Source organism: Candidatus Megaera venefica (assembly GCF_034554655.1).
Lineage (GTDB): Bacteria > Pseudomonadota > Alphaproteobacteria > Rickettsiales > Rickettsiaceae > Megaera_A > Megaera_A venefica.
The window spans coordinates 1-11,223 of sequence record NZ_JARJFB010000051.1; the positions used below are offsets into that span (position 1 = coordinate 1).

Here is an 11,223-nt window from a genome sequence, read left to right on the forward strand (position 1 = left end):
AAAAAATGAATGTGCGGTGATTTATTTTTGAAATTCTTGAAATTATATCAAAAATTTAGAGTTTTGACGGAGAGACTATTGAGTTTGACTGTGATGTTAATTAATATATTTAAATTTTAGAAGATAAAGAGACTTGTATGAATAATAGACCAAGATCAGTAACTATAGTTTGCTGGATTCTTATTGTAACCGGAGTGTTAGGTTTAGTGTTTTATGTTATAGCAGATTTGTCTATGGATCATAAGCAGCTTTTTACATTGATGGAACATCAAAGACATATTCCTGGCAGTGTCCAATATGCTTTAGGATATTTTGCGCTTTTTGTTTCAATATCTAGTGGAATTGCGATGTTGTACGGTAAGAATTGGGCAAGATTTTTGTATTTAGGTTATCATATATTTAGTTTTTCTATATTAATCCTTAGCTCGTCTTATAGAATAACTCTAATTCATGAAGTTATAATGTTTGCAATCTTTACATTCATTCTCTTTCGTTCTAGTGCAAATCAGTATTTTAAATCTAATGCTTACCAAGCTGTGATTAAGAATGAGAATATTTAGAATTATTCTGTATTAGTATTAGTGATTATCATTCGCTAATGAATCGATTAAATTTTGAATAATAGTCCCATTTATAACAATCTTTGCTATAATAACTCCTAATACTTCAAACCCATATTATGATATAATTCTGGGTTATCTTCCCAATTTTCTCTAACCTTTACAAAGAGAAATAGGTGAATCTTTATGCCAAGCAGCTCTTCAATATTGACTCTGGCTATAGAGCCAATTTCTTTTATTCGGCTTCCATGTTTACCGATTATCATATTTTTATGAATATCTCTGCCAACAATTATCACTTGATTAACCTTTACCGAACCATTTTTTTGCTCTTGCCAACTCTCACACTCTACAGTTAAGTTGTATGGCAGTTCTTGGTGTAACTGAAGAAATAATTGCTCTCTAGTAATTTCACTAGCTAAAAAGCGGGCGGGCAAATTGGTGATATCATCTTCTTCATACATCCATCCTGAATCGGTTGCATTTTCTTTCAAAAAGGAGAGAAAACTATCGATACCATTACCATCAAGAGCCGATATGTTAAATATTTTAGCAAGAGGCGCTATTTGCGAAGCAGAACTCATGTTCTCCATGTAATATTTTGACTGCAAATCGATTTTATTCATCAAGATGACTATTTTCTTACCAACTGAGCTTATTCTTTTAATAATCTCCTGCATAATGTCATCCAACTTAGATGAGCTATCAATTATTAATACAATCATATCAGCGCTGCTAAGGCTTGACCAAGCACAACGTACCATAGCTTTCTCGAGCCTTCTTTTTGGCTCAAAAATACCTGGTGTATCGAATAAAACGAGCTGAATATCATCAAGTGTTACTATACCTGTGATTATTGAACGAGTAGTTTGTACTTTTGGTGTAACTATAGAAAGTTTTTGACCAATAATTTGATTTAGTAAAGTTGATTTGCCTGCGTTTGGTTTTCCAACTATGCAGACTGAAAGAGATTTTTTCATAATATAGTTTCTTAACTTGAAGTAGGAACAGCCAGTTTAGCGATTCTCGGTTTGTGCTCACCTAGAAACCTAGGCTGCGCGAGACGATGCTCTAAAATTAACTATCCCTACTTCAAGTTAATTTACTATAGATTATTCTTTAATATATTCAGCAATTTTCTTGCCGCCTCTTTTTCTGCTTCCTTGATTGACTTGCCTGTTGCTGTTTGTTTGTGTTGTCCAACTATAACTTGTACAGTAAATACAGGAGCATGCACAGGGCCTTCTTTGTTAATGACTTCATAGGCGGGAGTACTATGATTTTTGTGGTGCAACCATTCTTGCAAAGAAGATTTTGGGTCAATTAAATTAAAATCTATGTTTTCTATATATCTAAACCATAAATTTTGAACTATTTTTCTTACTTGATGAATATCGCTATCGAGGTATATTGCAGCAAGAAGTGCCTCCATAACATTTTCTATATTATTTTGGTTGGTTTTGCCTCCAGATTTTTCTTCGCCTGCTGCCATCAAAATATAGTTCGAAAGACAAAGAGTTTCTGCTACTTTTACTATAGTTTCTCGGGACACAACGTAGGCTTTGATTTTTGCGATGCTACCTTCTTCGTAAAAGAGAAAGTTATTGAAAATCATTTCGGTAATCAGGAAGCCAAGAATAGAGTCACCTAACAACTCAAGTCGTTCATAGTCAGCAATCGTATTATCATGTTGTTTTAAAGATGGATGGCTTAGAGCTTCTTTTAGTAAAGCAAGATTTTTGAATTTGTAATTAAGTGCATTTTCAAGTCCTGCAATATGTTGTGTAAAGTCGACAATCATTAAACAGCTACATCTGGTTCATATAAACTATTAAAAAACCTGCTGAATCTTATAGACATAAACCAAGTCCCAACTCTTTTAATTTGTCCAAAAAAACTTTCGTTTGAGTCCCATAGTGCCTGCTTTGTTGAAAAGAGAACAAACCGCCCTTTAGCAATGAAATTTCTAAAAGGTACACTGCCAAGTTGATATCTACTATCACCAGAATTATCGCGATTATCTCCGATAAAAAAGTACTTACCTGGTTCTACTACATAAGGACCAAAGTTGCTGTGATCAACAGCAACTTTGGTTGATGGATATTTCATTTTATAAGAAAAGTAACTAGAACCATTTGGTAATGTTTCTTTGAACTTTCTGAAGTTTATTCCTTCTTCATCTATATAACTGCCGACTTCTATCCGTTCAATTGGTGTATCATTTATGTAAATAAGATCATCAATGATTTGTATCTTGTCACCAGGTAAGCCAAATAATCTCTTTATATAGCGTTCTTGCATATCATGTGGCGGGCGCATAATGACCACATCTCCCCGTTCTGGTTTATTTGCAAATATACGATCCTCAAAAATATCTGGATTAAACGGGATAGAATAAATGCTATAGCCATAACTGTACTTGGTAGAGAAAATGTAATCTCCCTCCAAGATTGTAGCTTTCATTGAACCAGTAGGAACGTAAAAAAGCTCCAAAATAAAAGTTCTGACCCCAAGAGCTAAAATGATAACAAGTAACAATGAGAACACTTCGGATCTAAAAGATCCTTGTAAAGTATGATTAGAGGTTTCTTGCTGAGTCAATTTAGATCCTTTAAATTTAAGTTATTTATTTAGAAAAAAGTAAAATCTTGCGATATACTAACTTCCAAAGCAAAATTAATCCATATTTTTATGCTAATCAACGCTAATTTCACCTCACCAAACTTTACCGATCGAAAAAAACCAATTGAATACATAATTGTCCATTATACCGAAATGCCATTTAATTTGGCCCTAAACAGATTAATCGACAAAGAGGCTGAAGTGAGTTCTCATTATTTAATTAAAGAAGATGGAGAGATATTTCAACTGGTTGCAGATGATAAAATAGCTTGGCATGCTGGTAAAAGTTTTTGGAAAGGGCAATCTGCTCTTAACCAAAATTCTATAGGAATAGAGCTAGATAATTTAGGTAATAATAAATTTTCTAGAGAACAAATAAATTCGTGCCTTACTCTTAGTAAAGTACTGGTACAAAAATATTCTGTGCCTTCGATAAATTTTATTGGCCATTCTGATGTGGCACCGGATAGAAAAATCGATCCAGGGATATTTTTTGACTGGCAATTTTTTGCTAATAATGACCTTGGTATTTGGCATGATGTATCTAGATTAGAATATAAGGAGCTATACTATTTTGGCGATAAAGGTGATATGATAAGAAAATTACAACATAATCTTGCTCAGCTCGGCTATAAAATAGAAGAGAGTTCAGAGTTTGATATGCAGACAAATTACGTAATAAGAGCCTTTCAGTCAAAATTTTATCCATCACTTCTTCTTAAAAGGGGAGTTAATTTTTTCAACGATTTTGAATCTATATATAGCTGGGATTCTGTTTCTGAAGAAATGTTGGCAAAGCTACTTATCAAATATTAATTTCCTTAAAAATTCGATAAGCAAAAAGATAACATAACTTAGAGCTGATATAAGTATTGAAATAAATATTGCTATAGCGAGGCCCAGTATAAAAAGGGAGTCACTTGGCTCAGCAAGCGTTAAATATACAATTTGACCCACTGTAAATCCAATAAAACCTAAAAAAACATGAGGTCTCATAAAACCAAGTATAAGAAAATTGGAAACAAATAAGGCTATAAAATTAACAGGTATACTATAAGAATCAAACGGGGCTCCCATTTTTCCAGGTTTTATCAGCCACCAAATAAATATACCCATAAATGATGCAAGAAAAAATACAACCAATCTAGGTAATGGTTTCATTATTATTTCCTAAATTAATAACATATGCGTATTATAATACTTGATACGTGTGATGTCTTAAATGTAATTCATATTTAAGATCAATAAATATTATGTACAAGGTTGATTTAGGGCTTAAAAGCTCTATGTTGTTAGCGTCGCTATTACAGTACCTTAAGATTTCTGTTGCTCGCCTAGCTTATTTACTATATTATTTGCCACTCTTGGTCTTTAAAATTTAAGGGCTAAGAAATTCACACGCATAAGCTTTGTTAGTCTGCTAGTCAGGTCTTTAGTTTATGCGGAGGTTAAACTAACAAAACATAGGAGATATATAATGTCTAACTTACCTAAAGTTAGCGTCGCTGATTTGCTAGACGCTGGTATTCATTTTGGTCATAAAACTTCACGATGGAATCCTAAAATGGCTCCATATATTTATGGTGTCAGAGATAAAGTCCATATCATTGACCTGCAACAAACGGTACCGTTAATGCAAATTGGTTTGCAAAAGATTTATGAAACAGTAAAAAATAACGGCAAAGTGCTTTTTGTAAGTAGCAAGGTTCAAGCAACCGAATTAATTGCTGAATATGCTGAAAAGTGCGGTCAGTTTTACGTTAATAACAGGTGGCTTGGTGGGATGCTCACTAACTGGAGCACCATTTCAAAATCTATCAAGAAACTTGATCACATCGAAAAAGTTCTTGAAGATGAAGAACTAATTGCAACTTATACAAAGAAAGAGATTCTTGATTTTAGCCGTAAAAGAGGTAAATTATTAAAATCACTATCTGGTATAAGAAAAATTGGTGGGCGTCCTGATTTATTGGTTATTATCGATACAAATAGAGAGCACTTGGCTATTAGCGAAGCTGTAAAGCTTGGTGTACCAATAGTTGCCGTTGTTGATAGTAATTCTGATCCGGACAATATCAATTATCCAATTCCTGGAAATGATGATGCGATTAGATCGATTAGATTATATTGCAGTCTTTTTGCTGATGCTGCTCTTGCTGGAATACAAGATGCTCTTGCTGATTCTGGTGTGGATGTTGGTTCGGCAAATAAAGTTGCCAAAGAAAATAAAACTCTTGATGGGGTAACCAAATTAGAAAAAGTAGCTAAAGTGTCTAAGGCTAGACCAAAAGTTGAAGTTTCTGAAAAAAAACCTGTAACAGGAGCGGTTAAAGAAGAAAGAATAGAGGAAGTTAAGACAGAAAAAGTCGAGGCAAAAAAAGCTCCGGCTATAAAATAATCTAAAGCTTAATAAAAACAATTCACGGAGATTAAGTAATGTCTATATCAGCATCACTAGTTAAAGATTTAAGAGAAAAAACCGGCGCTGGCATGATGGATTGCAAAAAAGCGCTATTGGAAACAAATGGCGATTTTGAGTCGGCTGTTGATTGGCTTAGAACTAAGGGTCTAGCTGCAGCTGCAAAAAAAGCTGGCAGAGTGGCTGCTGAAGGTTTAACAGCTGTTTGTGTAAAGGGTACACAAGGAGCAGCAATTGAAATAAATTCTGAAACAGATTTTGTGTCAAGAAATGAAATTTTCCAGAATTTGGTCAAAAATGTGGCTGAATTAGCAGTAGGTTTAGATAATATTGATTCTCTAAAAGTAGCTAAAAGCCAATCAGGGAAATCTGTTGAAGAAGAAATAGCAAACAATGTTGCGACAATTGGTGAAAACTTGAGCTTACGTCGCATGCAAACTCTTTCTGTAAAAGATGGTGTGATAGCATCTTATGTTCACAACTCTTCGGCTGAGAATATGGGCATGATCTCAGTTCTTGTTGCTCTTGAGTCAAGCGGTGATAAGGCTAAGCTTATGGAAACTGGTAAACAAATCGCGATGCATGTCGCAGCCAGCAGACCACAAACTCTTAATAAAGAGGGTGTAAGCCAAGATATGATTCAAAGAGAAAAGGACATATTTACCGAACAATCTAGAGCTTCTGGTAAACCAGATGATATTATTGCAAAAATGATCGAAGGTAGAATCCGTAAGTTCCTAGAAGAAATTGTTCTATTGGATCAAGTGTTTGTTATGGATAATAAAACTAAGATTTCTGATGTTATTTCATTACTAGCAAAAGAGCTCGGTACTTCAGTTGAGTTGAAATCATATATTAGATTTGAACGAGGTGAGGGTATTGAGAAGGAAGAGAAAAACTTTGCTGATGAAGTTGCTGCTGTAGTAGGAAAATAGTCTCAGTTCGTGTATCAAAACAACTCGCGCAAGTAAGTATATAATGGTTGCAAGACAAAAGACTATCATGTTAACTGGTAATTACTAAAGACTAGTTAAGAAAACAAAATATATAAATCTGAAATCAAGCGAAGGTCGTTCTAAAGCTTGATTTCTTATGATATTAATCCCGTCAAAACATATTGATTTTATTTATAAAATATAGCTTTGACGGAACAACTCTAGAGTCAATTCTTTATAAGATTATGACAAGTTTGAAGGTAAATGAAACAATATTAGTCACTGGTGGAGCTGGTTTTATAGGCTCGAATTTTGTGATTAACTGGTTAAATCAGTCTTTGGGCAAAGTGGTAAATTTAGATTTGCTTACTTATGCAGGGAATGAAAACAACCTGGCCTCACTAGTGAATAATAAAGATCATATTTTTGTTAAAGGTAATATAGCAGATGATAAACTAGTATCAGCCTTGATGCTAGAATATAAGCCTAGAGCTATTATTAACTTTGCAGCAGAGAGTCACGTCGATCGCTCTATAGAAAATCCTGGAGAATTTATTACCACCAATATTAACGGAACATATAATCTTTTAGAATGTGCAAGAAAATATTGGTTGAGTTTAACGCAAGAAAAGAAAAATCACTTTCGCTTTTTGCATGTAAGCACAGATGAAGTCTACGGATCTCTAGAAATGAATGATCCTGCTTTTACGGAAATAAGCCCGTATCAACCAAACAGTCCTTATTCTGCCAGCAAGGCAGCGTCAGATCATTTGGTACGAGCTTGGTACCATACCTACTATCTTCCGGTGCTAATTACTAATTGTTCAAATAATTATGGACAGTTTCAACATCCTGAGAAGCTTATACCGCTAACAATTTTAAATGCTCTAGAAGGAAAGACGTTACCTATCTATGGTGATGGGAAGAATATTAGAGATTGGTTACATGTGGATGACCATTGTTCTGCTATTAGAGAGATTTTAAATAAAGGAAAGATTGGTGAGTGCTATAATATAGGATCCAATAACGAAAGAACTAATGTTAAAGTTGTTGAGACTATTTGTTCAATCCTTGATAAACTAATACCTTCATCTACTATTAATTCATATAAAGATTTGATAAGATTTGTCAAAGACAGGGCAGGTCATGATAGACGATATGCTATTGATGCAAGAAAAATATACAAAGATATAGGTTGGACTGCAGCAATACCATTTGAACAAGGTATAGAAAAAACTATAGAATGGTATTTGGCTAATAGAAGTTGGTTAGATAAAATTAAAGCAAGAAGGGCTAATAATAACACAGAAAATCATCCATGACTCAAGTCACGATGATTCTCATCATGCATTAGTTATTACAAGACTAAAATAAATGAGATATTTATGGATAGAAAAGGCATCATTTTAGCTGGAGGTTCTGGCTCCAGACTGTATCCTGCAACGCTTGGCATATCGAAGCAAATGCTTCCCATTTTTGATAAACCAATGATTTACTATCCTTTATCAACATTAATGCTCGCTGGTATTAGAGATATTTTGATTATATCTACACCAAGAGACATTCCATTGTTCCAGGAGTTGTTGGGGGACGGAAGTAAGTGGGGAATGAATTTTAGTTACTTAGTCCAGATCCACCCAGATGGGTTAGCACAAGCATTTATTATCGGAGCTGAATTCATTGGCAGCTCACCAAGCGCATTAGTACTAGGTGATAATATTTTTTATGGTAGCCAGTTTGCTCAAATTTTAACAGAGACCAGTACGCAAACTAAAGGGGCAACTGTTTTTGCGTATAATGTTAGTGATCCAATGAGGTATGGTATTGTTGAATTTGATAAAACTGGTAGAGCAATATCTCTTGAGGAAAAACCAGAAATTCCAAAGTCGAATCATGCTGTAACTGGGTTATATTTTTACGATAATGATGTTATAAAATTTGCAAAACAGATCAAACCCTCTCTCCGAGGTGAGCTTGAAATTACAGATATAAATAAATTATACTTGCAGCAAGATTCTTTGTCAGTTAAAGTGCTCGGACGTGGATACGCTTGGCTTGACACGGGGACGCATGAGTCACTTTTAGAAGCCTCACAATTTATTGCTACTATCGAACATCGTCAAGGTTTGAAGGTTGCATGTCCTGAAGAAATTGCGTGGAATTTAGAATGGATAGATGATGCAAAGCTTGAAGAATTGGCTGCCCCCTTATCTAAGAATCAATATGGTCAATATTTGCAAAGCTTGTTGAAAATGGGCAAATAAAAACTTTGAAATATTATCACCAAAGATATCAATATTATGAGTCATAAAAAATCAAGTATACTACATAGCGCTATAAAGCAGTTTGACTTATATTATTTTCTGTCAAAGCAAGATTTACAAAGCAGATTTAGGCGTTCTTATCTTGGAATTGGGTGGTTGGTAGTCCAGCAATTGATGTTTGCTTTAGTTGCAAACATTGTGTGGTCAAAAATGTTTGGAGTTGAAAGTGGTACATTCATTCCATTTTTGGTCGTAGGTATTGCGATTTGGGGATTCATTGTCTCATCAATGGTCGAAAGCTGCAGTATTTTTATCAACGCACGTGGCTATCTAAAGCAATTTTCATTACCTCAATCCGTATTTATTTTCCGCTCGTTACTGACAAATGCATATTATCTTATGATTGGTTTAATAACAGCTTTAGTCGTATTTATTGCTTTCAATAAATTTAGTTTTCTCGGAATTATATATGCTATCCCTGGATTAGTTATTTTATTGGTTTATTTTTATGCTGCAAGTGGTACCATGGCCTATTTAGGACTGCGCTACCGAGATTTTCAACATGCGTTAACAGGACTTTTTTCACTGCTATTTATTGTAACGCCAGTAATATTTCCTCCGGAAATATTGATAAAAAAGGGAATTAGTATAGTTATTTACATGAATCCATTCGCTTCTTTAATTGAAGTTGTAAGACACCCAATTATTAATGCAGAGTTTGCAGAGTTAACTCAATATGCTATAGCTATTGGTTTTACAAGTTTACTGCTTATTTTTCAAATTATTCTAGCAAAACGATGGGGGCGGCTTGTACCGTTTTGGGCATGAACGCAGTTGAATTACATAATGTTGCAGTAGATTATTATTTGGATAGTGACGATGCATATAGCATAAAAAATGCAGTTCTAAACTTTTATGCGAAGGCTCAAAAACCGACTGCTAAAACTTTTAGAGCTATAGATGAATTATCTTTTTCTGTAAAAAAAGGTGAGAAATTAGGAATTATAGGGCTAAATGGTGCTGGTAAAACAACATTACTTAGGACAATAGCAGGCATTTTTCATCCATTAAAAGGTAAGGTTGTAGTTAATGGTAGAGTAACTCCATTGCTTGATTTCCATACAGGGTTTGAAGATCATCTAACGGGTATTGAAAACATTATGATAAGGCTGATGTTTCTTGGCCTAAGCAAAGCAGAAGCAGAGAAAAAAATACCTGAAATTATTGAATTTTCTGAATTAGGTGATTTTATTTATCAGCCTATCAGAACTTATTCCACAGGCATGAATCTTAGATTAGCTTTTGCCACATCTACAGCAATTGAACCAGAGATTTTAGTAGCTGACGAAGTCATGGGTACTGGGGATGCACAATTTGCGGCGAAAGCCAAAAAAAAGTTAGAAGAATTTTTATCTAAAGAGTGTACTTTGATTTTAAGCTCACATTCCATGGAACTAGTGCGTGATTTTTGCAAAAGAATAATTTGGTTACAACACGGTAAAATAATTGCCGATGGACCAGTAGACGAAGTAATAGAGAAATATGAGAAAAATATTCTAGAGTTTAGTTTATAAATAACAGCAAGGTAGTCATCCTGAGCTTGACTTAGGATCCCGAGCGGCAAAAGGATGCTGAATCAAGTTCAGCATAACAGAATTACTACATATTCTCCTGAGCTCGACTCCAAGATTCCTGGCCGTTAGAAGAAGAGGCTAAAAACATGCTAGGCATCTTTATATTTTTAACCCATCAGAATATTACTACCGTTCTTGGCCACTAGCTTTAGGCTTCATAGCTCTTTTTTCATGGTCTACAATACCGGCCTTATCTGCTATTGCTCCGGCTGCTCTTTGTACTTTTGACCTGTCCTGATCAAGCTTCATACCTTTCGTTGACTCCATTTGATCTGTATAAATTTTATTTAGAGCCATTTTCCCTACTGAAGGAATTTTTGTACCTTCTGGGGGTTTGTCAATAGTCCCTCCGTCAAAACTCTCCCCGCCTGAATTAACAAGGGGTTTCATGTCATAAACAGCTTACAAAATCCATAAGAAAATGGTATAATTACCGCATAAAGCTTACGGATTTTAAAATTATGCCTATAGAAAATATTACTTTTCTCCAAAAACAAGAAAGGTTATTTGAAGAGAAATTATCTACAAAACTAAATCCTAAAAACAAGTTATATAAACTAAGGGATTTAGTAAATTGGTCTGAACTTGAAGCCAGAGCATTGCCTAACATTGAAATCAAGCAATTTGGTAGAAATAAGAAAGATCATAGAGTAATGCTAGCACTATCAATGCTTCAAGCTATGTACAACGGTTCTGATTCGTTTACGGAGGAAGAGCTAAAGGAAAATATTTATTGGCAATATTTTTGTGGTTATGAATATTTGCAGCAAGATCTTGATGTGTCTGAAG

General features: G+C 34.4%; 14 protein-coding genes. 9 read left to right on the forward strand and 5 right to left on the reverse strand.

What is annotated here, in order from left to right; all coding sequences use genetic code 11:
• The first annotated feature begins 137 nt into the window (after positions 1-137).
• Positions 138-560 carry a hypothetical protein gene (locus tag Megvenef_RS04155; protein ID WP_322776730.1) on the forward strand — a complete coding sequence of 141 codons (423 nt, stop codon included), beginning with the start codon at positions 138-140 and terminating at the stop codon, positions 558-560.
• Positions 561-658: 98 nt separating this feature from the next.
• Here Megvenef_RS04155 and era read toward each other — a convergent pair whose 3' ends face one another.
• The 3 genes from era to lepB all read right to left on the reverse strand — a co-directional run bounded on the left by era (position 659) and on the right by lepB (position 3,161).
• Positions 659-1,540, reverse strand: a complete 882-nt coding sequence (gene era / locus Megvenef_RS04160; RefSeq protein ID WP_322776731.1) for a GTPase Era — start codon at positions 1,538-1,540, stop codon at positions 659-661.
• A 125-nt stretch (positions 1,541-1,665) separates the two neighbouring features.
• On the reverse strand, positions 1,666-2,361 hold the full coding sequence (rnc, locus tag Megvenef_RS04165; RefSeq protein ID WP_322776732.1) for a ribonuclease III: 696 nt from the start codon (positions 2,359-2,361) through the stop codon (positions 1,666-1,668).
• The gene (gene lepB / locus Megvenef_RS04170) at positions 2,361-3,161 is read right to left on the reverse strand and encodes a signal peptidase I (protein WP_410519759.1); all 801 of its coding nucleotides are present in this window, start codon (positions 3,159-3,161) and stop codon (positions 2,361-2,363) included. The genes rnc and lepB overlap by 1 nt, the downstream gene beginning before the upstream one ends.
• Before the next feature lie 90 nt (positions 3,162-3,251).
• On the opposite strand from lepB, the gene Megvenef_RS04175 reads away from it, so the two are divergent.
• A complete protein-coding gene (locus Megvenef_RS04175; protein ID WP_322776733.1) occupies positions 3,252-3,998 on the forward strand; it encodes an N-acetylmuramoyl-L-alanine amidase in 747 nt (248 codons plus the stop codon).
• On the opposite strand, the gene Megvenef_RS04180 is transcribed toward Megvenef_RS04175, so the two are convergent.
• Complete coding sequence (locus Megvenef_RS04180) at positions 3,981-4,343, reverse strand: hypothetical protein (RefSeq protein ID WP_322776734.1); 363 nt, start codon at positions 4,341-4,343, stop codon at positions 3,981-3,983. The genes Megvenef_RS04175 and Megvenef_RS04180 overlap by 18 nt on opposite strands.
• Before the next feature lie 316 nt (positions 4,344-4,659).
• On the opposite strand from Megvenef_RS04180, the gene rpsB reads away from it, so the two are divergent.
• The 6 genes from rpsB (at position 4,660) to Megvenef_RS04210 (ending at position 10,374) form a co-directional block, all read left to right on the forward strand.
• Positions 4,660-5,580 carry a 30S ribosomal protein S2 gene (gene rpsB / locus Megvenef_RS04185; protein ID WP_322776735.1) on the forward strand — a complete coding sequence of 307 codons (921 nt, stop codon included), beginning with the start codon at positions 4,660-4,662 and terminating at the stop codon, positions 5,578-5,580.
• A 38-nt stretch (positions 5,581-5,618) separates the two neighbouring features.
• A complete protein-coding gene (gene tsf, locus Megvenef_RS04190) occupies positions 5,619-6,536 on the forward strand; it encodes a translation elongation factor Ts (RefSeq protein WP_322776736.1) in 918 nt (305 codons plus the stop codon).
• 245 nt (positions 6,537-6,781) lie between these two features.
• Positions 6,782-7,858, forward strand: a complete 1,077-nt coding sequence (rfbB, locus tag Megvenef_RS04195; protein WP_322776737.1) for a dTDP-glucose 4,6-dehydratase — start codon at positions 6,782-6,784, stop codon at positions 7,856-7,858.
• Between the two features lie 63 nt (positions 7,859-7,921).
• A complete protein-coding gene (gene rfbA, locus Megvenef_RS04200) occupies positions 7,922-8,800 on the forward strand; it encodes a glucose-1-phosphate thymidylyltransferase RfbA (protein ID WP_322776738.1) in 879 nt (292 codons plus the stop codon).
• A gap of 36 nt (positions 8,801-8,836) precedes the next feature.
• The gene (locus tag Megvenef_RS04205) at positions 8,837-9,628 is read left to right on the forward strand and encodes an ABC transporter permease (protein ID WP_322776739.1); all 792 of its coding nucleotides are present in this window, start codon (positions 8,837-8,839) and stop codon (positions 9,626-9,628) included.
• On the forward strand, positions 9,625-10,374 hold the full coding sequence (locus tag Megvenef_RS04210; protein WP_322776740.1) for an ABC transporter ATP-binding protein: 750 nt from the start codon (positions 9,625-9,627) through the stop codon (positions 10,372-10,374). The genes Megvenef_RS04205 and Megvenef_RS04210 overlap by 4 nt, the downstream gene beginning before the upstream one ends.
• Positions 10,375-10,560: 186 nt before the next feature.
• Here the strand turns inward: Megvenef_RS04210 and Megvenef_RS04215 are convergent, their stop codons facing one another.
• Entirely contained in the window at positions 10,561-10,824 is a 264-nt protein-coding gene (locus Megvenef_RS04215; protein WP_322776741.1) for a hypothetical protein, read from the reverse strand.
• Between the two features lie 71 nt (positions 10,825-10,895).
• Between Megvenef_RS04215 and Megvenef_RS04220 the strand changes: the two genes are divergently transcribed.
• Positions 10,896-11,223: transposase (locus tag Megvenef_RS04220; protein ID WP_322776028.1), on the forward strand; the 328-nt coding region annotated here is incomplete at its 3' end.